Origin of the sequence: Ewingella sp. CoE-038-23 (assembly GCF_040419245.1) — a bacterium.
Classification (GTDB): domain Bacteria; phylum Pseudomonadota; class Gammaproteobacteria; order Enterobacterales; family Enterobacteriaceae; genus Ewingella; species Ewingella allii.
This window is the reverse complement of record NZ_JAZHOH010000001.1, coordinates 1046852-1072199: the sequence shown is the minus strand read 5'-3', so window position 1 is coordinate 1072199 and position 25348 is coordinate 1046852. Positions and strand designations below refer to the sequence as shown.

25 protein-coding genes are annotated in these 25348 nt (G+C 53.8%); 18 read left to right on the top strand and 7 right to left on the bottom strand.

The genetic code is table 11. From position 1 onward, the window contains the following. Positions 1-7: 7 nt before the first annotated feature. The 5 genes from lnt (at position 8) to V2154_RS05105 (ending at position 5183) form a co-directional block, all read left to right on the top strand. Entirely contained in the window at positions 8-1543 is a 1536-nt protein-coding gene (gene lnt, locus V2154_RS05125) for an apolipoprotein N-acyltransferase (protein ID WP_353501338.1), read from the top strand. 373 nt (positions 1544-1916) lie between these two features. After that, positions 1917-2813, top strand: a complete 897-nt coding sequence (locus V2154_RS05120) for an amino acid ABC transporter substrate-binding protein (protein WP_353501337.1) — start codon at positions 1917-1919, stop codon at positions 2811-2813. Between the two features lie 227 nt (positions 2814-3040). Further along, on the top strand, positions 3041-3781 hold the full coding sequence (locus tag V2154_RS05115) for an amino acid ABC transporter permease (RefSeq protein ID WP_353501336.1): 741 nt from the start codon (positions 3041-3043) through the stop codon (positions 3779-3781). A 2-nt stretch (positions 3782-3783) separates the two neighbouring features. After that, complete coding sequence (gene gltK, locus V2154_RS05110; protein WP_353501335.1) at positions 3784-4461, top strand: glutamate/aspartate ABC transporter permease GltK; 678 nt, start codon at positions 3784-3786, stop codon at positions 4459-4461. Next, the gene (locus tag V2154_RS05105; RefSeq protein ID WP_353501334.1) at positions 4458-5183 is read left to right on the top strand and encodes an amino acid ABC transporter ATP-binding protein; all 726 of its coding nucleotides are present in this window, start codon (positions 4458-4460) and stop codon (positions 5181-5183) included. Before gltK ends, V2154_RS05105 begins: the two co-directional genes overlap by 4 nt. A gap of 69 nt (positions 5184-5252) precedes the next feature. Here V2154_RS05105 and V2154_RS05100 read toward each other — a convergent pair whose 3' ends face one another. Further along, positions 5253-5756: a zinc ribbon-containing protein gene (locus V2154_RS05100; RefSeq protein WP_236942800.1), complete on the bottom strand. Its 504-nt coding sequence runs from the start codon at positions 5754-5756 to the stop codon at positions 5253-5255. 267 nt (positions 5757-6023) lie between these two features. On the opposite strand from V2154_RS05100, the gene leuS reads away from it, so the two are divergent. The 13 genes from leuS (at position 6024) to lipA (ending at position 19937) form a co-directional block, all read left to right on the top strand. Beyond that, positions 6024-8606 (top strand): leucine--tRNA ligase, encoded by a 2583-nt coding sequence (gene leuS / locus V2154_RS05095; protein ID WP_353501333.1) that lies wholly within the window; start codon positions 6024-6026, stop codon positions 8604-8606. A gap of 14 nt (positions 8607-8620) precedes the next feature. Further along, positions 8621-9268: an LPS assembly lipoprotein LptE gene (lptE, locus tag V2154_RS05090; protein WP_353501332.1), complete on the top strand. Its 648-nt coding sequence runs from the start codon at positions 8621-8623 to the stop codon at positions 9266-9268. After that, entirely contained in the window at positions 9265-10302 is a 1038-nt protein-coding gene (gene holA / locus V2154_RS05085; protein WP_353501331.1) for a DNA polymerase III subunit delta, read from the top strand. The genes lptE and holA overlap by 4 nt, the downstream gene beginning before the upstream one ends. Before the next feature lie 20 nt (positions 10303-10322). After that, on the top strand, positions 10323-10988 hold the full coding sequence (nadD, locus tag V2154_RS05080; protein ID WP_353501330.1) for a nicotinate-nucleotide adenylyltransferase: 666 nt from the start codon (positions 10323-10325) through the stop codon (positions 10986-10988). Between the two features lie 253 nt (positions 10989-11241). Continuing rightward, the gene (rsfS, locus tag V2154_RS05075) at positions 11242-11559 is read left to right on the top strand and encodes a ribosome silencing factor (RefSeq protein WP_100937776.1); all 318 of its coding nucleotides are present in this window, start codon (positions 11242-11244) and stop codon (positions 11557-11559) included. 3 nt (positions 11560-11562) lie between these two features. After that, the gene (rlmH, locus tag V2154_RS05070) at positions 11563-12033 is read left to right on the top strand and encodes a 23S rRNA (pseudouridine(1915)-N(3))-methyltransferase RlmH (protein ID WP_034788360.1); all 471 of its coding nucleotides are present in this window, start codon (positions 11563-11565) and stop codon (positions 12031-12033) included. Between the two features lie 39 nt (positions 12034-12072). Then, complete coding sequence (mrdA, locus tag V2154_RS05065; protein WP_353501329.1) at positions 12073-13977, top strand: peptidoglycan DD-transpeptidase MrdA; 1905 nt, start codon at positions 12073-12075, stop codon at positions 13975-13977. Positions 13978-13983: 6 nt separating this feature from the next. Further along, entirely contained in the window at positions 13984-15096 is a 1113-nt protein-coding gene (gene mrdB, locus V2154_RS05060; RefSeq protein ID WP_034788358.1) for a peptidoglycan glycosyltransferase MrdB, read from the top strand. 10 nt (positions 15097-15106) lie between these two features. Continuing rightward, a complete protein-coding gene (rlpA, locus tag V2154_RS05055; RefSeq protein WP_353501328.1) occupies positions 15107-16243 on the top strand; it encodes an endolytic peptidoglycan transglycosylase RlpA in 1137 nt (378 codons plus the stop codon). A 191-nt stretch (positions 16244-16434) separates the two neighbouring features. Beyond that, entirely contained in the window at positions 16435-17643 is a 1209-nt protein-coding gene (gene dacA, locus V2154_RS05050; protein ID WP_353501327.1) for a D-alanyl-D-alanine carboxypeptidase DacA, read from the top strand. 134 nt (positions 17644-17777) lie between these two features. Continuing rightward, entirely contained in the window at positions 17778-18041 is a 264-nt protein-coding gene (ybeD, locus tag V2154_RS05045) for a DUF493 family protein YbeD (protein ID WP_353501326.1), read from the top strand. Positions 18042-18114: 73 nt separating this feature from the next. Next, positions 18115-18798 carry a lipoyl(octanoyl) transferase LipB gene (gene lipB / locus V2154_RS05040; RefSeq protein WP_437341991.1) on the top strand — a complete coding sequence of 228 codons (684 nt, stop codon included), beginning with the start codon at positions 18115-18117 and terminating at the stop codon, positions 18796-18798. A gap of 173 nt (positions 18799-18971) precedes the next feature. Then, a complete protein-coding gene (gene lipA, locus V2154_RS05035) occupies positions 18972-19937 on the top strand; it encodes a lipoyl synthase (RefSeq protein ID WP_034788353.1) in 966 nt (321 codons plus the stop codon). A gap of 208 nt (positions 19938-20145) precedes the next feature. On the opposite strand, the gene tatA is transcribed toward lipA, so the two are convergent. From tatA to V2154_RS05005, 6 genes are all read right to left on the bottom strand, one after another. Continuing rightward, positions 20146-20343, bottom strand: coding sequence for a Sec-independent protein translocase subunit TatA (gene tatA, locus V2154_RS05030; RefSeq protein ID WP_034788352.1), 198 nt, complete (start codon positions 20341-20343; stop codon positions 20146-20148). A 187-nt stretch (positions 20344-20530) separates the two neighbouring features. Beyond that, positions 20531-21316 carry an amino acid ABC transporter ATP-binding protein gene (locus V2154_RS05025; RefSeq protein WP_353501324.1) on the bottom strand — a complete coding sequence of 262 codons (786 nt, stop codon included), beginning with the start codon at positions 21314-21316 and terminating at the stop codon, positions 20531-20533. After that, positions 21313-22293, bottom strand: coding sequence for an amino acid ABC transporter permease (locus tag V2154_RS05020; RefSeq protein WP_353501323.1), 981 nt, complete (start codon positions 22291-22293; stop codon positions 21313-21315). The genes V2154_RS05025 and V2154_RS05020 overlap by 4 nt, the downstream gene beginning before the upstream one ends. Continuing rightward, positions 22293-23198 carry an ABC transporter substrate-binding protein gene (locus V2154_RS05015; protein WP_353501322.1) on the bottom strand — a complete coding sequence of 302 codons (906 nt, stop codon included), beginning with the start codon at positions 23196-23198 and terminating at the stop codon, positions 22293-22295. The genes V2154_RS05020 and V2154_RS05015 overlap by 1 nt, the downstream gene beginning before the upstream one ends. A gap of 251 nt (positions 23199-23449) precedes the next feature. Further along, the gene (locus V2154_RS05010) at positions 23450-24250 is read right to left on the bottom strand and encodes a deaminated glutathione amidase (protein ID WP_353503921.1); all 801 of its coding nucleotides are present in this window, start codon (positions 24248-24250) and stop codon (positions 23450-23452) included. Between the two features lie 19 nt (positions 24251-24269). Beyond that, on the bottom strand, positions 24270-25226 hold the full coding sequence (locus tag V2154_RS05005) for a substrate-binding domain-containing protein (protein ID WP_353501321.1): 957 nt from the start codon (positions 25224-25226) through the stop codon (positions 24270-24272). Between the last annotated feature and the right edge of the window lie 122 nt (positions 25227-25348).

Here is a 25348-nt window from a genome sequence, read left to right as displayed (position 1 = left end):
TTACTCCATGGCAATTGCCTCTTTATACCAACGCCAGCGGGTTCGCATCCTGCTGGCGCTCTTATTCGGTGCCTGTGGCACCCTGGCCTTCTCCCCTTACGATCACTGGCCCGCGGCACTGGTCTCCCTGTTTGGTTTATTCGCGCTAACGCTGGATCGCCGTCCGGCTCAGGCTGCGTGGATAGGCTTCTTCTGGGGGATGGGTCTGTTCGGCAGCGGAGTAAACTGGGTGTACGTCAGCATCGCCACCTTTGGCGGCATGCCGGAAGCCATCAACCTCTTTTTAGTGGTGCTGCTGGCGTGCTACCTGTCGCTCTATACTATGCTGTTCGCCGGCTTGCTGGCGCGACTGTGGCCGAAAACCACCTGGTGGAAGCTGGCTCTGGCCGCCCCTGCCCTGTGGCAAATCACCGAGTTTCTGCGCGGTTGGGTGCTCACTGGCTTCCCATGGCTGCAGTTTGGCTACAGCCAAATTGATGGCCCGCTGAAAGGCCTGGCCCCTATTGCCGGGGTCGACAGCATTACCCTGCTGCTCACCTCCATCAGTGGCCTGCTGGTTTACGCGGTCTATCAGCGCAAGATTATTGCGGCAGTGGTGGCTTTCGCCTTGCTGCTATTGCCTCTGTCGTTGCGCGGCGTGCATTGGTATCAACCGCAAGAGCAGAAGAAAGTCGACGTGGCGCTGGTGCAGGGCAACATCCCGCAGTCCATGAAATGGGACCCGAAAGCCTTAGTCAGCGCGCTGCAAACCTATATGGACCTTAGCCGGCCTTATTTGGGTAAAGCGAAGATGATTATCTGGCCGGAATCAGCGATTTCGGACATTGAATCTGACCAGCAGCAGTTCCTGACCATGATGGATGACCTGTACCGTTCGCATGGCTCCCAGCTGGTGACCGGCATCATTGACGCGCGTCGCACCAGTCAGGATATGCACGTGTATAACAGCGCCATTGTACTTGGCGGCGATAAGCCTTATCGCTACCCGGACAGCAACCGTTTTGATAAACACCATCTGGTGCCTTTCGGCGAATTTGTTCCGCTGGAGGCCATTCTGCGCCCGTTAGCCCCGTTCTTTGACCTGCCAATGTCCGGTCTGAGCAGCGGCGCCTATGTGCAGAAGCCGCTGATGGTTAGCGGGATGAATCTGACCACCGCCATCTGTTATGAAATCGTCTTCGGCGAGCAAGTGCGGGATAACTTCCAGCCTGATACTGATTTCCTGCTGACGATCTCTAATGATGCCTGGTTCGGTCACTCAATCGGTCCGTGGCAGCACTTCCAAATGGCCCGCATGCGCGCCTTGGAATTGGGCCGCCCTCTGCTGCGTAGCACCAACAATGGCGTGACGGCGGCGGTAGACGCCAATGGCGATATGATTGCTGAATTACCGCAATTTACTCGTCAGGTGCTGAATGTGGAAGTGACGCCAACCACCGGCATCACGCCTTATGCACGCTTTGGCTGGTGGCCGACGTGGATCCTCACGCTGCTGCTGGCGGGCATCTCGCTGTTCTTGAATCAGCGACATAAACGCCAATAAGCTTCGCAATACCTCCTCTACGGGTGCCAAACGGCGCCCGTTTTTTTTGCCATAAATTCTCCTAATCAATACCCCACTGGCACGTTTATTGCTTTATCTCTATGAAAGCTATGCTTTTACTTATTTTTACTAAGACGGTGCACCATAGTGGAACCAAACGTTTAAAAAACATACTCATACGCGGTGCATGAATGTTTTCTTGCATTGATTTGGTGCGTGTCTCGTCTCAAAAAAGAAACATTGTGGTTTCATTATCTTCACATTCAGCTATTTTCGATGCTGAGTAAGTTCGAATTGGCTATGAGCTTTACGATTCATAAGTGCTTCCTGATCCCTCGGTGTGGATCTTTAACGACAGCAAAGGAGTTGGACAATGCAAATGCGCAAATTGGCGTTATCGGTACTGCTGGCAGGCCTGGCAGCAAGTAGCGTAGCCCATGCAGAAGACCTGAACGGTACCCTGAAGAAAATCAAAGATAACGGCGTTATTGTCGTCGGTCACCGTGAGTCTTCTGTGCCATTTTCTTATTACGACAATAATCAAAAAGTGGTGGGTTACTCTCAGGACTACTCCAACGCTATCGTTGAGGCGGTGAAGAAAAAGCTGAACTTGCCTAATCTGCAAGTCAAATTGATGCCAATCACCTCGCAAAACCGTATTCCTTTGCTGCAAAACGGCACCTACGATTTTGAGTGTGGCTCAACCACTAACAACGTAGAACGCCAGCAACAAGCGGCTTTCTCTGACACTATCTTCATCATCGGCACCCGCCTGCTGGTGAAAAAAGGGTCTGACATTAAAGATTTCGATGACCTGAAAGGCAAAACCGTGGTGGTGACTTCAGGGACTACCTCTGAAATCCTGCTCAACAAGCTGAACGAAGAGAAGAAACTGGGCATGCGCATCATCAGCGCAAAAGACCACGGGGACTCCTTCCGTACGCTGGAAACCGGCCGCGCAGTGGCGTTCATGATGGACGATGCTCTGCTGGCTGGCGAACGTGCTAAAGCTAAAAAGCCTGATGACTGGACCATCGTCGGCACGCCTCAATCCAAAGAAGCTTACGGCTGTATGCTGCGTAAAGATGACGCCGGCTTTAAAACGCTGGTCGATGACACCATCGCTAAAACCCAGACCTCGGGCGAAGCCGCCAAGTGGTTTGATAAATGGTTCAAGCAGCCTATTCCTCCAAAGAACCTGAACATGAACTTCGAACTGTCAGACGACATGCAAGCTCTGTTCAAAGCGCCTAACGACAAAGCGCTGTAAGTTTCGTAGTCAGATAATAAGACAGACGGGAAGGCCCCAACGTGATTTACCAATTGCCGCGGGGAAATAAAGGGCTGGCCCACCAGCCTTGTGATGACAGCCTGAAAAGGCAGCAAGACCGGAATGCGGGGTGGTCGTTCCCCACCTCGCATTTTTTGCGTCACTCAGCATGGGATTGGTTCGTCATCACTCAGTAGGGTTGCGTTCGCGCGCATTATGGAGTTTTTATGTCTATAGATTGGAACTGGGGCATTTTTCTGCAACAAGCCCCCTTCGGGAATACCACTTATCTTGGGTGGATTTGGAATGGATTTCAGGTCACCGTCGCACTGTCACTGTGTGCCTGGGTTATCGCTTTCTTTGTCGGCTCTCTGTTCGGTATCTTGCGTACCGTCCCCAACCGTTTCCTCTCGGGTATCGGCACTTGCTACGTTGAGCTGTTTCGTAACGTACCCCTGATCGTCCAATTCTTTACCTGGTATCTGGTGGTTCCTGAACTGCTGCCGGAAAGCATTGGCATGTGGTTTAAATCAGAACTTCCGCCAAACGTGCAGTTCTTCTCCTCATCGGTTATCTGCCTCGGGTTGTTCACCGCAGCGCGTGTCTGTGAGCAGGTTCGTGCCGCAATCCAGTCACTGCCTCGCGGCCAGCGTAACGCCGGTTTAGCGATGGGCCTGACTCTGCCGCAAACCTATCGCTACGTGCTGTTGCCGAATGCTTATCGCGTGATTGTTCCGCCAATGACCTCTGAAATGGTCAACCTGGTGAAGAACTCCGCGATCGCCTCCACCATTGGCCTGGTCGACATGGCAGCACAGGCCGGAAAACTGCTGGATTACTCTGCTCACGCCTATGAATCATTTACTGCCATTACTGTTGCCTACGTGCTCATCAATGCAGTGATCATGTTGCTGATGCATTTTGTAGAACGCAAAGTCCGCCTGCCGGGCAACATGGGAGGTAAATAATCATGCATGATTTCGACTGGAGTTCTATTGGCCCTGGCCTGCCCTATTTATGGCAAGGCATGCTGATCACGCTGGAAATCACCGCGATTGCTATCGTCGTGGGTATCCTCTGGGGCACGCTGTTGGCGGTAATGCGCCTATCATCATTCAAGCCCATCAGCTGGTTCGCCACGGCCTATGTGAATATTTTCCGTGCCATTCCATTGGTTATGGTGCTGCTGTGGTTCTATCTGATCGTGCCAAGTTTCCTGCAAAAAGTACTTGGCCTGTCACCAAAAACCGACATTCGTTTAATTTCAGCGATGGTGGCTTTCGCCCTGTTCGAAGCGGCCTATTATTCTGAAATTATTCGTGCCGGGATAATCAGTATTGCTCGCGGCCAATCCTCAGCCGCGCTGGCGCTGGGGATGACTCAATGGCAAGCCATGAAACTGGTTATTCTGCCGCAGGCGTTCCGTGCGATGGTGCCCCTGCTACTGACTCAGGCGATTGTTTTGTTCCAGGACACCTCGCTGGTGTACGTGCTTGGTCTGGCGGACTTCTTCCGCAGCGCCTCTAACATCGGCGACCGTGACGGCACACTCGTCGAAATGGTTCTGTTCGCCGGAGCTATCTATTTTGTTATCAGCCTTTCCGCTTCCTTGCTGGTGCGTTATTTGAAGAAAAGGACAGTTTCATGATTTCACTGAAGAATGTTTCTAAATGGTATGGTCACTTCCAGGTGCTGACCGACTGCAGCACCGAGGTTAAAAAAGGTGAAGTTGTGGTGGTTTGCGGTCCTTCGGGGTCAGGTAAGTCAACGCTTATCAAAACCGTGAATGGGCTTGAGCCAGTGCAGAAAGGTGACATTCTGGTTAACGGCACGCCGGTTAATGACAAGAAAACCAATCTGGCGCAGCTGCGTGCCAAAGTTGGCATGGTGTTCCAGCATTTTGAGCTGTTCCCTCACCTGTCTATTATCGACAACCTGACTCTGGCGCAGGTCAAAGTCTTGAAGCGTGATAAAGCCGCAGCAAAAGATAAAGGCCTGAAATTGCTGGATCGCGTCGGGTTATCGGCTCACGCCAATAAATTCCCCGGCCAGCTTTCTGGCGGCCAGCAGCAGCGCGTGGCTATCGCCCGTGCGCTGTGTATGGACCCGATTGCCATGCTGTTTGATGAGCCAACCTCGGCCCTTGATCCGGAAATGATCAACGAAGTGCTGGACGTCATGGTTGAACTGGCGAACGAAGGCATGACCATGATGGTGGTGACTCACGAAATGGGCTTTGCCCGCAAAGTGGCAAACCGCGTGATTTTCATGGATGAAGGCAAAATCGTTGAAGACCGCAATAAAGACGATTTCTTCAACAATCCAGAATCTGACCGCGCTCGTGACTTCTTAGCGAAGATCCTGCACTAATCCGCTCGGCTTTTAGCTATTAATAAACCGCCAGCCCGTGCTGGCGGTTTTTGTTTTACAGGCCGGGGATTAAGGCTCAAAGGCCTTGCGGGTAAACTCGGTGCCGTTGCATTTAGGGCATTTGCTTAACACTTCCGGGGTGTAAACCGCCAGCGTAAAGTGACAGTTTTCGCACACCAGATTGCCCAATCCGACCACTTCCCCACTGTGATACACCCCGTGGTGGTTGACGTCCTTAAACACCTCTTTCCATTCAAGCTGGGTTTTGTCGGTCATATCCGCCAGCTCTTTCCACAGGCTCTCTTTAATGATGCGCATAAAGACGCTGTCTTCTTCCGTATCTTCGACAGTGGCGGCCTGCCTATTTTCCGTATAGCTGCGGGCAAATTCGCGCAAATCGCGACGAACGGAGTAAGTTAATTGCTCAATTTGCAAATCCGTTAGCTTGCCTTCTCTTTGCAACGTTTCGCGAGCATCCTGAACCAAGGCATCCACATCCCTTTCGCCGTTTTGCAAACGCTCGGTTAACGAGCTGACCAACTGGCGATAATACTGTGCGACATTGTTCATAATTTCCCCTAAGTCAAAGCGACGTGAACGAACATTCAGTCATGAGCCATGGGACTTATTTTAGTCGTAAATCACTGATCCGGTACGGACAATATCCCGAGATGCCTCGCACTTTGAGAATATTCCCTCTGCAACATGCAGAAATCCCCACTGACGACGCGCTTGGTGTTGTTGCCTCAGGCGCTTATCAGCTATGCTATGCGGATCTTTTGATTAAAACTATTTGAGCTACAGGCGTAGCTGTTTTCACTCACAGGACCACCGGCCGCCATGCAAGAGCAATACCGCCCAGAAGAAATAGAGTCACACGTTCAGCTTCACTGGCAAGAGAAGCAGACCTTTAAAGTTACCGAGCAGCCTGGTAAAGAGAAGTACTACTGTCTCTCCATGTTGCCATACCCGTCCGGCCGCCTACATATGGGCCACGTGCGTAACTACACCATCGGTGACGTGATCTCCCGCTACCAGCGTATGCTGGGTAAAAACGTTCTACAGCCAATCGGCTGGGACGCATTTGGGCTACCGGCGGAAGGCGCTGCGGTAAAAAACAATACTGCACCGGCTCCGTGGACCTACGAAAACATCGAATACATGAAGAACCAGCTTAAACTGCTGGGCTTCGGCTATGATTGGGATCGCGAACTGGCGACCTGCCAGCCTGACTACTACCGTTGGGAACAGTGGTTCTTCACCAAGCTGTATGAAAAAGGTTTGGTTTATAAGAAGACTTCTGCCGTTAACTGGTGCCCGCATGACCTGACCGTTTTAGCTAACGAACAGGTTATCGACGGCTGCTGCTGGCGCTGTGATACCAAGGTGGAACGCAAAGAAATTCCACAGTGGTTCATTAAAATCACTGCCTATGCCGATCAACTGCTTAACGATTTGGATACGCTGGAAAGCTGGCCTGAGCAGGTCAAAACCATGCAGCGTAACTGGATTGGCCGCTCTGAAGGCGTAGAAATCACCTTCGACGTCGAAAACAGTGAAGAGAAAGTCACCGTGTACACCACGCGCCCTGACACCTTCCTGGGCGCCACCTACGTTGCCGTTGCAGCAGGTCACCCCCTCTCTTTACAAGCTGCGGCAACTCAACCGGCCCTGGCTGATTTCATCGACGAATGCCGTAACACCAAAGTTGCCGAAGCAGAAATGGCGACCATGGAAAAACGCGGCATGGATACCGGCCTGTTTGCTATTCACCCGCTGACGGGCAAGAAAGTGGCAATCTGGGTCGCTAACTTCGTCTTGATGGAATACGGCACCGGCGCAGTAATGGCGGTTCCAGGCCACGACCAGCGTGACTGGGAGTTCGCCACTAAATATAACCTGCCAATCGTTCCGGTCATTCTGAACGCTGACGGCACTGAGCCAGACGTGTCTGCCGCAGCGCTGACCGAAAAAGGCACCCTGTATAATTCTGGTGAATTTGACGGTCTGAGCCACGAAGCGGGCTTCAATGCCATCGCCGATAAGCTGGTTGCTTTAGGCGTGGGCGAGCGCAAAGTGAACTACCGCCTGCGTGACTGGGGTGTTTCACGCCAGCGCTACTGGGGTGCACCAATCCCAATGATCACGCTGGAAGATGGCACAGTGATCCCAACGCCAGAAGACCAACTGCCGGTTATCCTGCCGGAGGACGTGGTCATGGACGGCATCACCAGCCCAATCAAAGCTGATCCAGAGTGGGCAAAAACCACGGTCAACGGCGTGCCTGGCCTGCGTGAAACCGACACCTTCGACACCTTTATGGAGTCTTCCTGGTACTACGCGCGCTACACTTGCCCGCAGTACGACCAAGGCATGTTGGACCCGGCGGCAGCTAACTATTGGCTGCCAGTGGACCAATATGTAGGTGGTATCGAACACGCCATCATGCACCTGATGTACTTCCGCTTCTTCCACAAACTGATGCGCGACGCGGGTCTGGTCAACTCTGACGAACCGGCTAAACGCCTGCTGTGCCAAGGCATGGTGCTGGCTGACGCCTTCTACTACACCGGCAACAGCGGCGAGCGCGTTTGGGTTTCTCCGGTAGATGCTACTGTTGAACGTGACGAGAAAGGCCGCATTGTTAAAGCCACTGACCCAGAAGGTCGCGAGCTGGTTTATGCTGGCATGAGCAAGATGTCCAAGTCTAAGAACAACGGCATCGACCCTCAGGTTATGGTTGAGAAATACGGTGCGGACACCGTTCGTCTGTTCATGATGTTTGCTTCTCCGGCAGAAATGACGCTGGAATGGCAAGAATCCGGCGTTGAAGGGGCAAACCGCTTCCTGAAACGTGTCTGGAAGCTGGCCTTCGAACACACGCAGAAAGGCGCAACCGTGGCTCTGGACGCTGCTTCACTGACTGAAGCGCAGAAAGATTTACGCCGCGACCTGCACAAAACCATCGCCAAAGTGACCGATGATATCGGCCGCCGTCAGACCTTCAACACTGCGATTGCTGCTGTGATGGAGCTGATGAACAAGCTGGGTCGTGCGCCGCAAGACAGCGAACAAGACCGTGCGCTGTTGCAAGAAGCGCTGCTGGCCGTGGTGCGTATGCTGTATCCATTCACTCCACACGTGTGCTTCAGCCTTTGGCAGACACTGGGCGGTGAGGGCGACGTTGATACTGCACCTTGGCCACAAGCTGATGAGCAAGCTATGGTTGAAGACTCTAAACTGGTGGTTGTGCAAGTTAACGGCAAAGTACGTGGCAAGATTACCGTTGCTGCGGATGCTACCGAAGAGCAAGTACGCGAGCGTGCTGCACAAGAACATCTGGTCGCTAAATATCTGGATGGCGTGACTGTGCGTAAAGTCATCTACGTTCCAGGCAAACTGCTTAACCTGGTTGTAGGTTGAGTCAAGGAGGGGTTGTGCGACATCGTATACTGATGCTGTTATTGGGTGCTGTAGTTCTGGTGACGTCGGGTTGTGGTTTCCACCTGCGCGGTACTACCGACGTGCCGGATGAGATGAAAACTATCACACTCGACAGTGGGGACCCATATGGACCACTGGCGCGTGAGGTGCGTACACAGCTGCGTTTGAATAATGTCACCATTGTGGAAGATTCAAAGCGTAAAGATATTCCCTCTCTGCGCCTACAGGGTGAGCTTGTCAATCAGGCCACTGCCTCCATCTTCCAGGATGGCCGTACCGCTGAGTACCAAATGCAGATGACGGTTAATGCACAGGTGCTGTTGCCAGGAAAGGATCTCTATCCTATCCATGTGACCGTATTCCGTTCGTTCTTCGACAACCCGTTGACGGCGCTGGCGAAGGATAACGAGCAAGACATCATTATCAGCGAAATGCGTACGCAGGCTTCCCAGCAGCTGATCCGTAAACTGTTGACCGTCCACGCTTCTGAAAAAGAGAAGCAGGCAGAAACCGTTAAGGATGCAGAGCCGGTGGTTATCACAACCCAATCTGCGGCAGAAGAGATGAAAAAGCAGGATGCGGAAAATGCAGCAGGCCGAGACATGTTCGCGCCTAAGCCGGTCAGTTCTACGGCTCCATGATTCGACTCTATCCTGAACAACTTGCCGCGCAGCTCCGAGAGGGGCTGCGCGCTTGTTATTTATTATGTGGAAACGATCCGCTGCTGCTCCAGGAAAGTCAGGACAGCATCCGCAAAGCGGCCCAAGCGGCGGCTTTCGAAGAACACTACACCTTTACCCTTGATGCCCATACCGAGTGGGATGCTATCTTCAGCATCTGTCAGGCATTAAGTCTGTTCGCTTCACGCCAAACCCTGCTGCTTATCTTGCCAGAAAATGGCCCACCCGCGCCGATGGGTGAGCAACTGGTGAAACTCACCCAGCTGCTGCACGACGATATTCTGCTGGTGCTGCGCGGGACAAAACTCACCAAAGCCCAAGAAAACAGCGCATGGTTTAAAGCCCTGAGCGATCGCGGCGTATTTGTCAGTTGCCAGACGCCAGAACAGGCACAGCTGCCGCGCTGGGTGGCAAAGCGCGCCAAAGAGTTATCCCTCGAGCTTGATGAGCCAGCCAACCAGCTGCTCTGCTATTGCTACGAAGGGAATCTGCTGGCGCTGGCCCAGTCTCTTGAGCGCCTCTCCCTGCTCTACCCCGACGGCAAACTGACCCTGCTGCGAGTAGAAGAAGCGGTTTACGACGCCGCGCACTTCACCCCTTTCCATTGGCTGGATGCGCTGTTGGCCGGTAAAAGCAAACGCGCGTGGCACATCCTGCGCCAGCTTCAGCAAGAAGATAGCGAGCCGGTTATCCTGCTACGCACCTTGCAGCGTGAACTGCTGATGCTGCTGACGCTGAAAAGAAAGATGGACACCACGCCGCTGCGCGCCCTGTTCGACCAATATAAAGTGTGGCAAAACCGCCGCACCTTGGTGACGCAGGCCCTGCAAAGACTCTCTTTGCGCCAGCTGCAACAGGCGGTTCACTTGCTGACAAAAATGGAAATCACGTTAAAACAGGACTACGGTCAATCCATCTGGCCTGAACTTGAAAGCCTATCGATGCTGATCTGCGGCAAGCCATTACCAGAGAGCTTTATCGACCTCGGCCAGTGATCAACCAGGAAGGTATTTTGATGACCCACGACACCTCATCTCGCGACTCCCTGTTGGCGCTGTTTGGCGGCACCTTTGATCCTATTCATTACGGCCATCTCAAGCCGGTTGAGCAATTGGCGAAAGAAGCCCATCTGGATCGCGTGGTGTTACTTCCCAACAATGTTCCGCCACATCGCCCGCAGCCAGAGGCTTCGCCCCAGCAGCGGCTAAAAATGGTTGGGCTGGCGGTGCAGGGAAATTCGCTGTTTTCGGTCGACGATCGTGAACTGAAAGTGGATACGCCCTCCTACAGCATCGTGACACTTGAAACGTTACGTAAAGAGTATGGCGCTGACCGCCCGCTGGCGTTTATCATCGGCCAGGATTCGCTGCTAACCCTGCATAAATGGCATCGCTGGGAAGATTTACTGGGAGTGTGTCATCTGCTGGTGATGGCAAGACCGGGTTACGCGGAACGTCTGGATACGCCTGAGCTGCAACGTTGGTATGACCAACACCACGTCGAGGATGCGGCAAAACTCAAGCAACGCCCGCACGGATACATTTATCAGGCGAATACCCCACTGCTGGATATTTCGGCGACTGAAATTCGCCAGCGTCGGCACGAGGGGAAAAGTTTCGCCGATTTAGTGCCGGACGCCGTTGAGCGCTATATTGAGTCAAATAGTCTTTACACTAAATGATTTGAGTCACAGTAAGGTGGGTTTATATCACCCGTGGGTAACGCGTGGTATACTGCGCCGCTTAATTTCGGCTTGCGGTATAGCTGTGGCGATAACGAACGTAATCATTTGATTCATCGTGTTTTTTCGGCATTAACTCCGTATTTCGACGTACACTCTTTTTTGAAAGCCCTCTCCTGCACGCAGCGTTTGCGCTCATGCAGCAGAAGGTTTTCATCAAGCTAACCCGTTTCAACATCCCCAGGGGGAACCTTTGCAAGGTAAAGCGCTCCAAGATTTTGTTATCGATAAAGTCGATGACCTGAAAGCACAAGACATCATTGCCATTGATGTTATCGGTAAATCCAGCATTACTGACTGCATGATCATCTGTACCGGCACTTCCAGCCGTCACGTGATGTCTATTGCAGGGCATCTGGTAGAAGAAGTGAAAGCCGCTGGCTTAGACGCCATGGGCGTTAAAGGCATCAATGAGGCGGATTGGGTTGTTGTCGACCTGGGTGAAGTGATTGTTCACGTCATGCAGGAAGAGAGCCGCCAGCTGTATGAGCTTGAGAAACTCTGGGCTTAATTCGTGAAACTGCAACTCGTCGCTGTCGGAACCAAAATGCCCGACTGGGTTCAGACCGGTTTTAACGATTATCTCAACCGTTTCCCAAAAGATATGCCTTTTGAACTGGTCGAAGTCCCGGCTGGGAAACGGGGCAAAAATGCCGATATCAAACGCATTCTTGAAAAAGAAGGCGAGCAGATGCTGGCTGCGGTCGGGAAAGGCAACAGGATTGTGACGCTGGATATTCCAGGTACGCCCTGGGAAACCCCAACGCTTGCCCAACAACTGGAGCGCTGGAAGCAGGATGGCCGCAACGTCAGCCTGTTGATTGGCGGCCCTGAAGGGCTAGCACCTGCGTGTAAAGCCGCAGCCGAGCAGAGCTGGTCGCTCTCTCCGCTGACCCTGCCCCATCCGTTAGTTCGGGTGTTGGTGGCGGAAAGCCTTTATCGTGCATGGAGTATCACCACAAATCATCCATACCACCGGGAATAATCGGTTGGTGAATGTCAGCAACATGAATTAAGTAGTGGGATGAAAATAGATCGTAACCCTTTTCGCGACTATACGGCTGAATCAGCCCTCTTTGTGCGCCGTGCACTGGTGGCGTTCACAGGTATTCTGCTACTCAGCGGTGTGCTGGCATTCAATCTGTACAACTTACAGATTGTTCGCTTTCAGGATTACCAAACCCGCTCCAACGATAACCGCATCAAACTGGTCCCAATAGCGCCGAGCCGTGGCATCATTTATGACCGCAACGGCACGCCTCTGGCGCTAAACCGCACGATTTACCAGCTCGAACTGGTACCAGAAAAAGTCGACAACCTCGCGGCCATCCTCGAAGGTTTGAAGCCTATTGTCGATTTGACTCCCGAAGATATTGAAAACTTTCAAAAAGAGCGCAAACGTTCGCGCCGCTTCACTTCTATTCCCGTAAAAACCGCCCTGACCGAAGTCCAGGTGGCGCGCTTTGCTGTTAACCAATTCAATTTCCCCGGCGTTGAAGTCAAAGGCTATCAGCGCCGCTATTACCCTTACGGCTCAGCCCTCACCCACGTGATTGGCTATGTCTCGAAGATCAACGACCGTGACGTAGAGCGTCTGGATAAAGACGGCATTTTGGCTAACTACGCCGCGACGCACGACATTGGCAAGCTGGGCATCGAGCGTTATTACGAAGACACGCTGCATGGCAAAACGGGCTATGAAGAAGTCGAAGTAAACAACCGCGGGCGGGTTATTCGCCAGCTGCACGAAGAGCCGCCGCAGGCTGGTAAAGACATCTACCTGACCATAGATCTCGCCCTGCAAACCTATATTGAAGAGTTGCTGACCGGCAGCCGTTCCGCCGTGGTGGTGTCCGACCCGCGCGACGGCAGCATCCGCGCACTGGTTTCCAACCCGAGCTATGACCCCAACCTGTTCGTCGACGGTATCTCGAGCAAGGACTACAGCGGCCTGTTGAATGACCCGAACAAGCCGCTGATAAACCGCGCGACGCAGGGGGTTTACCCTCCGGCGTCGACGGTGAAACCTTATATTGCCGTCTCGGCGCTGACCGCCGGAGTGATCACCAAGGCGACCTCGCTGTTTGACCCAGGCTGGTGGCAGCTTCCAGGCTCTGACAAACGCTATCGCGACTGGAAACACTGGGGCCACGGCCGCCTAAACGTCACTAAATCGCTGGAAGAGTCGGCGGATACCTTCTTCTACCAAGTGGCTTACGACATGGGCATAGACCGCCTGTCGGAGTGGATGGGCAAATTCGGCTATGGCCAGTATTCCGGTATCGACTTGTCCGAAGAGCGCAACGGCAACATGCCGAGCCGGGACTGGAAATTCAAACGCTTCAAAAAACCTTGGTATCAGGGTGACACCATTCCGGTCGGCATCGGCCAAGGCTACTGGACGGCAACGCCAATCCAGATAATGAAAGCCATGACCACGCTCATCAATGACGGGACGGTGAAAACCCCGCACTTGCTGCTAAGCACCAAAGTCGACGGCAAGCTGGTTCCCTACCAGCAGCAGGAAACCACGCAGATCGGTGATGTGCATTCAGGCTATTGGGAAATCGCCAAAGACGGGATGTACGGCGTGGCTAACCGCCCGAACGGCACCGCGCGTAAGAGCTTCGCCGACGCGCCTTATAAAGCCGCCGCCAAATCCGGTACAGCACAAGTTTACGGTTTGAAAGCCAATGAAATCTATAATGCGAATAAGATATCCGAACATCTTCGCGACCATAAATTAATGACCGCCTTTGCGCCATTCAATAACCCGACGGTAGCCGTCGCGGTGATCCTTGAAAACGGTGGCGCCGGTCCGGCCGTGGGTACCATTACCCGCCAGATACTCGACCATATTTTGTTGGGCGACAATACGACACAACTACCGGCTGAAGCGCCAGCTCCGCCGGGAATCGAAGGTGATTAACCGAACATGACTGAAAACCAACAAAAAGGGTCGCTGTGGTCGAAAATGCATATCGACCTCACCCTGCTGCTGATTGTGCTTGCCCTGCTGGCCTATAGCGCCTTCGTGATGTGGAGCGCCAGCGGCCAGGATATCGGCATGATGGAGCGCAAAATTGGTCAGATTGTGATGGGGCTTATCATCATGCTGGTCATGGCGCAGATCCCGCCACGCGTCTATGAAAGCTGGGCACCCTATCTCTATATTGTCTGCGTGCTGTTGCTGGTGCTGGTGGATGCCTTCGGCACCATCAGTAAAGGGGCGCAGCGCTGGCTTGATCTCGGGGTGGTACGCTTCCAGCCGTCGGAATTGGCGAAAATCGCCGTGCCGCTGATGGTGGCGCGCTTTATCAACCGCGACGTCTGCCCGCCATCATTGAAGAATACCGCCATCGCGCTGGCGCTGATTTTCATTCCCACCCTACTGGTTGCCGCGCAGCCCGACCTCGGGACGTCTATTCTTATCGCCGCCTCTGGCCTGTTTGTCCTGTTCTTATCGGGCATGAGTTGGAAGCTTATCGCCGTCGCCGCCCTGCTGGTTGCCGCCTTCATCCCTATCCTGTGGTTCTTCCTGATGCATGATTACCAGCGTGACCGCGTGATGATGCTGCTGGACCCTGAGAGCGACCCACTGGGCGCGGGCTACCACATTATTCAGTCGAAAATCGCCATTGGTTCTGGCGGCCTTTCCGGCAAAGGCTGGCTGCACGGCACCCAGTCACAGCTCGAATTCCTGCCCGAACGCCATACCGACTTTATCTTTGCCGTATTGGCCGAAGAGCTAGGACTGGTGGGGGTTTTGGTGCTGCTCGCGCTCTATCTATGCTTGATTATGCGCGGGCTGGTGATTGCGGCTCGCGCGCAAACCACATTTGGACGAGTGATGTCCGGTGGGCTGATGTTAATTTTATTCGTTTATGTGTTCGTTAACATCGGCATGGTCAGTGGTATTGTCCCAGTGGTTGGGGTACCTTTGCCACTGGTCAGCTATGGTGGCTCAGCGCTCATCGTGCTGATGGCAGGGTTTGGTATCGTCATGTCGATACATACTCATCGAAAAATGTTATCAAAAAACTTATAAGAGGTGGGCGATGCGTAAGCAGTGGCTTGGAGCCGTCATTATCGGGTTGTTATTGAGCGCCTGTAGTACCGAAGACACACAGCAACAACAACCGGCCCCACCGCAGACCTATAACGGTCCCGTGGTTGAAATCGGCGGCGCTGATCCGCGTTACGAACCTTATAATCCGGGCACCAGTCAGGATTATTCAGTCAATGGCAAAACCTACAAAATTGTCAAAGACCCGTCTAACTTCTCTCAGGTCGGCTTAGCCTCTTGGTATGGGCAAGAAAACGGCAGCAACACCACGGCTATTGGCGAAGAGTTTGACCCGAACGCCCTGACCGCCGCGCACCCTACTTTGCCGATCCCAAGCTATGTTCGCGTGACCAACGTCGCCAACGGCCGCATGTTGGTGGTTCGCGTTAACGACCGTGGCCCTTATACGCCGGGCCGCATTATTGATTTATCCCAGGCCGCCGCCGAGCGTCTGAACCTGACTAACAGCACCAAAGTCAGAATCGACTTCATCAATGTTGCTCCAGACGGCACGCTGTCTGGCCCAGGCACCATTGGTACTACCGTCGCCAAACAGTCTTATGCTCTGCCAGCGCGCCCGGAATTGGGTGCTAGCGGTATCGGTACGCCGGTGCAAAGTGCGCCGACTGACACAGGTGCGGCAGTTCGCCCCATTGATAACAGCACCCTGACCAACGCCGAAGATACCGATACCGTCGCTACTACCGGCGTGGCGGGGAATGGCGGCAACGGCGGTGGTGGCTTCCTGCAATCACCAAAACCTGTGCCACAGGGTATTTTGGAACATGATGATCCAGTCCCCGTCGCTTCTCCAAGCCCTGCTCCGGCAATGGCCGCAGTAGCTGCGCCTGCCGCCGTGGCAGCCGCATCGGCTCCTCGTGCGACATCATCAAACCACGCGGCGGGCGGCAACTACATGGTGCAGGTCGGCGCGCTGAGCAATCCGCAAAACGCCGCGCTATGGCAAAAAAGCCTGAGCCAGAAGTTCTCCGTGCCGGGCAAAGTTCAACCTAATGGCAGTATGTACCGTGTTCAGCTGGGTCCGATGAGCCGCCAGCAGGCAGAACAGCTTAAACAACGTCTGGCTAGCGAAGCCCAGCAGCAGTCGTTTGTTGTCTCAGCCCTGTGATGCGCTAAATCATCGCGAGACGAGATGCATTTCCTTAACGGGGCTACGGCCCCGTTTTTTCCACCAATGTGAAATTGGTAAAAAAGGGTAAACACTTTCAAGCCGCTGTAATCGCAGATGTCTGAATATGTCGCTTCTGCTATAGTGTGGCACGTTTTTAACTTACTTCTACGGATGTTGCTGTCCCTATCATGAAACTTGTAACTACCCCACTTCTCGTCAAAAGCTTGGCTTTTGGCACAGCTCTGAGCCTTTGTGCAGCGTCCGCCTATGCCGACGATGTTAATTTAAAGACGATGATCCCCGGCGTCCCGCAAATTGATGCTGAAGCCTATATCCTGATCGATTACAACTCAGGCAAAGTGCTGGCTGAAATGAATGCTGACGCACGCCGTGACCCTGCCAGTTTGACCAAAATGATGACCAGTTATGTTATCGGTCAATCCATCAAAGCGGGCAAAATCACGCCAAACGATATGGTTACCGTGGGTCAGGACGCGTGGGCGACCGGCAACCCGGTATTCAAAGGCTCCTCCCTGATGTTCCTCAAGCCGGGCGATCGCGTCGCGGTTTCTGAGCTGAACCGTGGCATCATTTTGCAATCCGGCAACGATGCCTGTGTGGCGATGGCCGACTACGTCGCGGGCAGCCAAGACGCATTTGTTGGCTTGATGAATAACTACGTGAACGCGCTGGGTCTGAAAAACACCCACTTTGGCACGGTTCACGGTCTGGACGCCGCAGGGCAGTTCAGCTCGGCGCGCGACATGGCGCTGATCGGTCAGGCGCTTATCCGTGACGTGCCGGAAGAGTACGCGACCTACAAAGAGAAAGAGTTCACCTTCAACAACATCCGCCAGACCAACCGTAATGGCCTGTTGTGGGACACCAGCCTGAACGTTGACGGCATCAAAACCGGTCACACTGAGTCCGCGGGCTACAACCTGGTGGCTTCGGCAACTGAAGGCCAGATGCGCCTGATCTCCGCCGTGATGGGGGGTCACACCTATAAAGGCCGTGAAGTTGAAAGTAAAAAACTGCTGACCTGGGGCTTCCGTTTCTTCGAAACCGTCTCTCCACTGAAAGCCGGTAAAGAATTTGCCTCTGAGCCAGTCTGGTTTGGCGACACCGACCGCGTCGCGCTGGGCGTTGATAAAGACGCTTACCTGACCATTCCACGCGGCCGCATGAAAGATTTGAAAGCCAGCTACGTGTTGACCAACCCTGAGCTGCACGCACCATTGCAGAAAAATCAGGTAGTTGGCTCTATCAACTTCCAGCTTGATGGTAAAACCATTGACGAGCGCCCTCTGGTGGTGCTGAATGAAGTCAAAGAAGGGGGCTTCTTCGGCCGCATCGTGGATTATATCAAACTGATGTTCCACCACTGGTTCGGCTAAGCGCGGGCTTGAAAAGCCGCCTTTACCCCCCACATAGTTACTATTACTATTGTGATATTGATCACACTCCCGCTTCGGCGGGAGTGTAATTTTAATAACAATAATCCGTCTGCTGTAAACACGCTGGAGTGCACATGAAAACCAAACTTAACGAACTGCTCGAATTCCCATGTCCCTTTACTTATAAAGTAATGGGTCTGGCACAGCCCGAGTTGGTTGATCAGGTTGTGGAAGTCGTGCAACGCCATGCGCCTGGCGACTACAATCCTCAGGTAAAACCGAGCAGTAAAGGGAATTACCACTCCGTATCAATTACGATCAACGCGCAGCATATCGATCAGGTCGAAACCCTGTACGACGAGCTGGGTAATCTCGAAATTGTCCGCATGGTATTGTGATCCCTTCTTGTGAATTGCCTAATGCAGCGCCCTAATCGGTGCTGCATTGCTTTTTCTGTGCCCCTCTTTTTAAATGGCGATAGCTGCTGTGCAACAAGATAAACTGCAACAACGCATTGTGTTACGTCAGCTGGGTCTACAGCCTTACGAACCAGTGTCCCGCGCGATGCATCTGTTCACTGACAACCGTACCCCTGAAACCCAAGATGAAATTTGGCTGGTCGAGCACCACAAGGTCTTCACTCAGGGTCAGGCGGGTAAGGCAGAGCACGTGCTGCTGCCGGGCGATATTCCCGTCATTCAGAGCGATCGCGGCGGGCAGGTCACCTATCACGGCCCCGGCCAACAAGTGATGTACGTGATGGTGGATTTGAAGCGCAAAAAGTTGGGCGTACGCCAGCTGGTGACCGCCATTGAGCAAACCGTGGTGGATACCCTCGCCCACTTCTCAATTGATGCTTACCCGCGTGCCGATGCCCCCGGCGTCTATGTGGATCGCAAAAAAATCTGTTCGCTGGGTCTGCGTATCCGCAAAGGCTGCTCGCTGCACGGCCTGTCGCTGAATATTAATATGGATCTCGAGCCTTTCCTGCGCATCAATCCCTGTGGCTATGCCGGGTTGGAAATGACGCAGGTCAGTCGTGAAAAACCGGGGCTGACGGTCGATGACGTCATGCCGGTGCTGGTGAAATCTTTCAATAACTTACTGAATTACCAGCAAGTGGATTATCTGCCATGGCAGGCCGAAGACTATTAATGTTAAAGAAATGTAGACTTTGTTGCTTATGAGCACTTCTGGGGCTGAATAGTGAGCGGCATAAGTGTTATAATTTCTGCAATTATTCAGATTTTTTTTAATGAATCATCCAGTTCATTGAATGTCCTGACAAAACTCGAGTAACGAGTGACAAACCTGGAACCTGCAAGCTTATGAGTAAACCGATTCAGATGGAACGCGGCGTTAAATACCGCGATGCAGATAAGATGGCGTTAATCCCGGTGAAAACCGTGGCCACTGACCGGCAGGAAATGTTACGTAAGCCGGCTTGGATGAAAATCAAATTGCCGGCTGATTCGAGCCGCATTCAGGGCATCAAAGCCGCCTTGCGTAAAAACGGATTACACTCCGTTTGTGAAGAGGCCGCTTGTCCTAACCTCTCCGAATGCTTCAACCACGGTACGGCTACCTTTATGATCCTCGGCGCGATTTGTACCCGCCGTTGCCCATTCTGTGATGTTGCCCACGGCCGCCCAACCGCGCCAGATACCAATGAGCCGCAGAAGCTGGCACAGACTATCGCCGATATGGGCCTGCGCTACGTGGTTATCACCTCGGTTGACCGCGATGACCTGCGCGATGGCGGTGCTCAGCACTTTGCCGACTGTATCGCCGCTATTCGCGAGAAGAATCCAACCATTAAGATTGAAACACTGGTGCCGGACTTCCGTGGCCGTATGGATCGCGCGTTGGATATCCTCAACGCCACGCCACCAGACGTGTTCAACCACAACCTGGAAAACGTGCCGCGCGTTTACCGTCAAGTGCGCCCTGGTGCTAACTACGAGTGGTCACTGACCCTGCTGCAACGCTTCAAAGAAGCTCATCCTGATATCCCAACCAAGTCTGGTTTGATGGTCGGTCTGGGCGAAACCAATGAAGAGATCATAGAAGTGATGCGCGACCTGCGTCGTCACGGCGTGACTATGTTGACCCTCGGCCAGTACTTGCAGCCAAGCCGTCACCACTTGCCGGTACAGCGTTATGTCAGCCCGGAAGAGTTCGATTACATGAAAGAAGAAGCGCTGAAAATGGGCTTCACCCACGCGGCTTGTGGTCCTTTCGTGCGTTCTTCTTACCATGCTGATCTGCAGGCCAAAGGCATCGAAGTAAAATAAGCCTTATCGCGGCGCCGCGACCTGAGTTAACGCGCCGCAAGCTTAAGTCTTGAAGGTAGAGGCTGTCACACTTTGTTACTTTTCAGCCAATAGAAACGACAAAAAACGGTTGCTCACACGAGCAGCCGTTTTTTATTTGCGGCGACCAAAACCGCCGCGAAGTGTCTGGCTACAACAGCAGAACGGCGGGCGTTAACCCGCACACAAATCAGTCTTTGTGTTCTACGCGCTCAGCAGGCTGTGCGTCAGTTTTGGCAGCAGGAGCTGGATCATCATTCATGGCTTTCTTGAAGCCACGCAGCGCAGCGCCCAGATCTCCGCCCAAAGAGCGCAGTTTGCTGGTACCGAACAGCAGAACGATCAGAACACCCACAACTAACAATTTAGTAATGCTTAAACCTTCCATACACACCTTCTTTTCACGGTTTGCGAAACTGTTTATCTGAACTGTTTAGTTGCGCTTTTAACTGACAGAACAGCCCAAACAATTTAAGGTTATTTACGAATAATCTGGGTGTAAATACAACCTAAAAATGTAACAGAAATGCTCAGACAGAAATCGACTCTCTGTGGTCGATGAGCCAACGGGCGGACTAAATAAATCGGCTGAGAAACGCCTGAGTGCGCGGATGCTGAGGATTGACCAGCACCTCCTGCGCAGACCCCTGCTCCACCACGTAGCCGCGATCCATAAACACCACCCGATCCGCCGCCTCTTTAGCAAAGCCAATTTCGTGCGTCACCACAATCATGGTTAACCCCTGCTGGGCAAGATCGCGCATGGTGGAAAGCACTTCGCCCACCAGCTCCGGGTCCAGCGCCGAGGTCGGCTCGTCGAACAGCATCAGCTTGGGTTTCACCGCCAAAGCGCGAGCAATCGCCACCCGCTGCTGCTGGCCGCCGGAGAGATGGCGCGGGTAGGCATCGGCTTTGTCACTCAGCCCCACCTTTTGCAGCAGCTCGCGGGCGTACTTCTCGGCGTCCTGTCGGCTCTCCTTATGCACGCCGATGGGCGCTTCAACGATATTCTGCAACACCGTCATGTGCGGATAGAGGTTGAACTGCTGGAACACCATGCCGATATCACGACGCTGGCGCGCAATGGCCTTTTCCGGCAACTTGTGCAGCTTGTCGCCACGCAGCTCATAGCCAATCTGCTCGCCGCCGACCATAATCGCGCCGCGATCGATATCTTCCAAATGGTTGATACAACGCAGGAAAGTGGATTTCCCCGAGCCTGACGGGCCAAGGATCACCACCACTTCGCTCGGTTTCACTTCCAGATCAATGCCTTTCAGCACTTCATTATCGCCATAGCTTTTATGCACGTTGCGCGCCACAACCAGCGGCGATTGGCTCTCTAAAGTGGGCTGACTCATCGCTCCTCCTCGTGGGTCTGGCTTGGTGCATTGACGATAGGAATGGTTTTCTCTTCGCCAGACACCTGACGCCGCTTGGTGGCCGAGCCGGAGCGGCTGGTACCGCGGGCGTAATAGCGCTCAATGGCCGACTGACCGACGTTGAGTATCGAGGTGATCAGCAAGTACCAAATCACCGCCACCATCAGCATCGGCACCACTTCAAAGGTGCGATTATAAATGGTTTGAACCGAGTACAGCAGATCGCCCATGGCAATAACGCTGACCAGCGAGGTAGCTTTAATCATGCTAATCAGCTGGTTGCCGGTGGGAGGGATAATCGAGCGCATCGCCTGCGGGATAATAATGCGGCGCAGGGCGCGGCCACGGCTCATGCCAAAAGCCTGTGCCGTTTCCCCCTGCCCGTTGTCCACCGACAGCAGCCCAGCACGAATAATTTCCGCCATATAGGCCGCTTCGTTTAGCGCCAAACCGGCAATCGCCGCCGTCAGCGGGGTGATCAGGTCATTGGTGTTCCAACTCATGTACTCCGGGCCAAAGGGAATACCGAGCACCACCCGTGGGAACAGCGTCGACATGTTGTACCAGAACAGCAGTTGCACCAGCAGCGGCGTACCACGGAAAAACCAGATATACAGCCCGGAGAGGCGGCGCAGCAACTGGCTTTGCGACAGGCGAGCAATCGCCAACATCAGGCCCAGAAACACGCCAAGCAGCATTGAAACCACGGTAAGGCCAAGCGTCACGCCCAGCCCCTTCACCACCGTACCTTCAGTAAACCACTGACCCACCACGTGCCATTCGAAATTAGGATTGCGCGCCACGTTCCACACCACGTCAATGGCGATCAGCGTGACAATAATCCATGAGATCCAGCGGCCATAGTTGCGCGGCGCATGAGCAAGCTCCACGTTGCGGCGCGGGTTGTCGGCTTCATGGCTATCCGGCGGTTTAACTCGAAAGGTATTTTCCGTCATTAAGGTTGCGCCTTAGCCAAGTTGATCCCTGGCGCTGCAACCATGTTGTCTTCCAGACCCCATTTTTTCATGATGATGGCGTAAGTGCCGTTGTCGAACAGCTTCTGGTAGCCCGCCAAAATCACGTCACGAATGGCCGAATCTTTTGGCACTAAGGTGCCCTGATAGATGTCGCCAAAGCCGTTAGATTTGCCTTTGCCCGCCAATTCCAACTGGCCACTGGCTTTGTCGACGAAATAGGTCAACGGCGCCTGCGAGGAGAAGAAGGCGTCAGAACGGTTAGAGCGCACGGCCAGAATCGAGGTTGGCTGGTCGCTAAACGACTGGATAGTCACCGCCGGTTTACCGGCTTTCACGCAGACGTCGGACTGCTTGCGGATCACCTGCTCCGCCGAGCCGCCCGCCATCACGGCAATGCGTTTGCCGCAGGTGTCGTCCAGCGAATTAATATTCTGCGGGTTGCCTTTATGCACCGCAAACACCACGTACTCTTTGACGAAATCGATGAAATCATTTTTGGCCTGACGGTCCGGGTAATCACCAATCGGCCCCATCGCCAACTGGTAGCGCCCGGCGGCCATGCCGCTTAGAATGCCAGACATGCCGCTGACCGAGGCGTGTTCGATTTTCACCCCTAGCACGCCAGCCAGCGCGTCAGCCAAGTCTGAACTCGCGCCGTCGAGGGTATTATTGCCAGTCACAATTTCATAAGGAGGGAAGGAGCCGTTGTTGACCGACGTCATCACCCCGGATTTTTGGATGTCCGCTGGCAATTTGGCATGCAGCGCGGCATCTACCGTTTGCGCAGGGATAGCGACGCTTTCAGCAGCAAACGCGGTGGTCGAAAGTATTGAAAGTAATGCAGCCGTCAGTGCGGTAGCCGGACGTAATTTTCTTGCCATCATTGCAATGCCCTCTGTCGAAAAGTTGTGGTGAATGTTGTGCAATTAATTTCAAAATCAGTGATTTATTGTTAACACCTTCCCTGGTGTTGATAACGCCGTAAGGATATTTTTTATTTCTCACTGGGTCAGGCGCTGACCGAGCAAGGGTAATGCGGCGCTCCCTGGTGTGGTTCGCGCTTGTTGGCCCTGCGGCGCACGTTGAGGACCGTGGCTGCCGCGAGGGGTACTGCCTGACTCTTAAATAACGGGTTTTAGAACTTGTCAGTACGTAGCTGTGGAACATCAAAACGGCGGTTATCCAGCACCGGCAGCACTTTACGGGCGTGCGCTAAACGGGCTTTATCCAGCTCGGCAAAGACCAGGGCCGGAGCTTCGGCGGCGCGGGCAATCGCCACGCCAAGGGGGTCAACCACCATGCTGTTGCCGATATTTCGCTCGCCGCACTCGCCCACCGCCACCACGTAAGTGGTGTTCTCCAGCGCGCGGGCGGTGACCAACACTTCCCAATGCATCTCTTTCAGTGGCCCTTTTACCCACGCGGCGGGCAGAACCAGCGCGTCCGCGCCGTCGAGTACCAAACGGCGGGCCAGCTCAGGGAAACGCACGTCGTAGCAGGTCATCAGGCCAACTTTAAAGCCCGCGACGTCAACTAATGGCGGAATATCTTTGCCCGGCGTGACGTTCTTCGACTCTTGGGTTGAAAAGGCGTCATACAGGTGCAGCTTGCGGTATTCAGAAATGATCTTGCCGTCGCGAAGAGAGATGAGCACGTTCCACGCCCGGCCATCTGGCGTCGGGGTGTGCACGCTCATCATGGTGGTCATTTGGCTACCGACGCTGGCGGCCAGCAGTTGGCTGACAAATGGCCCGTCCAGCGGCTGCGCGGCTTTCAGCACTAAATCGGGGTCAGTGATGTCGCGGGCGAGAATGCCCTCTGGCAGCACCAGCAGATCCACACCGGCCTGCTCTGACTTCTTCATCAGTGACAGACAGGTTTCAACGTTAGCCTGCCACTCTTTGGCGACGGCGAACTGGCCTAATGCAACTTTCATCATCACTCCTTAATCTTGATTAACCGGCAAAATGCGGGAAAAGATCGGCGGCGGTCAGGCGCTGCGCGGTCAAATTCTGCCGATGCAGCTCTGCGCCAAAATCATTAATCATCTGCTCATTGGCGGCGTAACCGTTGGCGTTCCAGTCAGCGGGCAAGTCCACCACAGTGCGGCGCAGGTCATCCAGCAGCCACGGTGTGGTATCGGCATATTTGGCGCGCTTCTCCATCCACACTTGGTAAGAACGCTCAATAATGTCGCTCAGCGCCTGCGGCAGCCAAGGGTGTTCGGCGGCCAGCGCCGGTTTAATCGCCAGCAGGTGAATGCCCGGCACGTAACCCACTCGATTAAAATAATCCAACTCGGCCTGACGAAAGTCAGGCTGGAACTGGCGGAAGCCGGAATCCGGTTTGAAGAAGCCTTCAGGCATAAATGGCGTAAACACCGCGTCGAGCCAGCCCTCTTGCAGCAACTCCATCATCGGGCGCTCTTCGGGGACAGCTTCAATCCGCCCCGGCTGACCAAAGCCCGCCAGACGGTCAACAATCGGGTGCTGCTCGGTCAGGCGGCCCACGTACCAGCGCGCATCTTCAATCTGCACCCCTTCCAGCGCCAAAACCGTGCGCGTCCAAGTATTCCCGGAATCTTGCCAACCCGTCAGGCCGATGCGCTTACCCTTTAACTGGGAGAGTTCAGTCAGCGGGCTGTCCTGACGCGTAATAATGCAGCGCTGGCGGAATCCGCGCATCAGGAAGTGTGGAATGCCCAGCAGATCCTGCTCGCCGCGCGCGCGCCCTTGGGCGTAACGGCTAAAGGAGACTTCTCCGGCCTGGTAGTCGGCGCTGGTGGCTAAGTCATCCACCAGCGTGCCCACGCGGTCAATTTCTAGGTTAAAACCTTCTGGTTTGATATCGCCCAAAGCCAGCGGCGTAAAATAATCCCAGTCACGAACAGCCAGTCTGATGGTCAACGCCACGAGATTCCCCTTATAGGTGTGCAAAATTCGGTTTGCTAAGTTCTTTTGACCAATGGCGAACACATTGCCAACAAAGTGCTGTTTTTATCGCCTCAACTGGCTAAGTTTGATACTAATAGCAT

Bases quoted from the DNA above. Each gene is read 5' to 3' on its own strand.
- lnt (WP_353501338.1), top strand. From the start codon at position 8: ATGGCAATTGCCTCTTTATACCAACGCCAGCGGGTTCGCATCCTGCTG.
- V2154_RS05120 (WP_353501337.1), top strand. From the start codon at position 1,917: ATGCAAATGCGCAAATTGGCGTTATCGGTACTGCTGGCAGGCCTGGCA.
- V2154_RS05115 (WP_353501336.1), top strand. From the start codon at position 3,041: ATGTCTATAGATTGGAACTGGGGCATTTTTCTGCAACAAGCCCCCTTC.
- gltK (WP_353501335.1), top strand. From the start codon at position 3,784: ATGCATGATTTCGACTGGAGTTCTATTGGCCCTGGCCTGCCCTATTTA.
- V2154_RS05105 (WP_353501334.1), top strand. From the start codon at position 4,458: ATGATTTCACTGAAGAATGTTTCTAAATGGTATGGTCACTTCCAGGTG.
- leuS (WP_353501333.1), top strand. From the start codon at position 6,024: ATGCAAGAGCAATACCGCCCAGAAGAAATAGAGTCACACGTTCAGCTT.
- holA (WP_353501331.1), top strand. From the start codon at position 9,265: ATGATTCGACTCTATCCTGAACAACTTGCCGCGCAGCTCCGAGAGGGG.
- nadD (WP_353501330.1), top strand. From the start codon at position 10,323: ATGACCCACGACACCTCATCTCGCGACTCCCTGTTGGCGCTGTTTGGC.
- mrdA (WP_353501329.1), top strand. From the start codon at position 12,073: ATGAAAATAGATCGTAACCCTTTTCGCGACTATACGGCTGAATCAGCC.
- mrdB (WP_034788358.1), top strand. From the start codon at position 13,984: ATGACTGAAAACCAACAAAAAGGGTCGCTGTGGTCGAAAATGCATATC.
- rlpA (WP_353501328.1), top strand. From the start codon at position 15,107: ATGCGTAAGCAGTGGCTTGGAGCCGTCATTATCGGGTTGTTATTGAGC.
- dacA (WP_353501327.1), top strand. From the start codon at position 16,435: ATGAAACTTGTAACTACCCCACTTCTCGTCAAAAGCTTGGCTTTTGGC.
- ybeD (WP_353501326.1), top strand. From the start codon at position 17,778: ATGAAAACCAAACTTAACGAACTGCTCGAATTCCCATGTCCCTTTACT.
- lipB (WP_437341991.1), top strand. From the start codon at position 18,115: ATGGCGATAGCTGCTGTGCAACAAGATAAACTGCAACAACGCATTGTG.
- lipA (WP_034788353.1), top strand. From the start codon at position 18,972: ATGAGTAAACCGATTCAGATGGAACGCGGCGTTAAATACCGCGATGCA.
- tatA (WP_034788352.1), bottom strand. From the start codon at position 20,343: ATGGAAGGTTTAAGCATTACTAAATTGTTAGTTGTGGGTGTTCTGATC.
- V2154_RS05025 (WP_353501324.1), bottom strand. From the start codon at position 21,316: ATGAGTCAGCCCACTTTAGAGAGCCAATCGCCGCTGGTTGTGGCGCGC.
- V2154_RS05020 (WP_353501323.1), bottom strand. From the start codon at position 22,293: ATGACGGAAAATACCTTTCGAGTTAAACCGCCGGATAGCCATGAAGCC.
- V2154_RS05015 (WP_353501322.1), bottom strand. From the start codon at position 23,198: ATGATGGCAAGAAAATTACGTCCGGCTACCGCACTGACGGCTGCATTA.
- V2154_RS05010 (WP_353503921.1), bottom strand. From the start codon at position 24,250: ATGAAAGTTGCATTAGGCCAGTTCGCCGTCGCCAAAGAGTGGCAGGCT.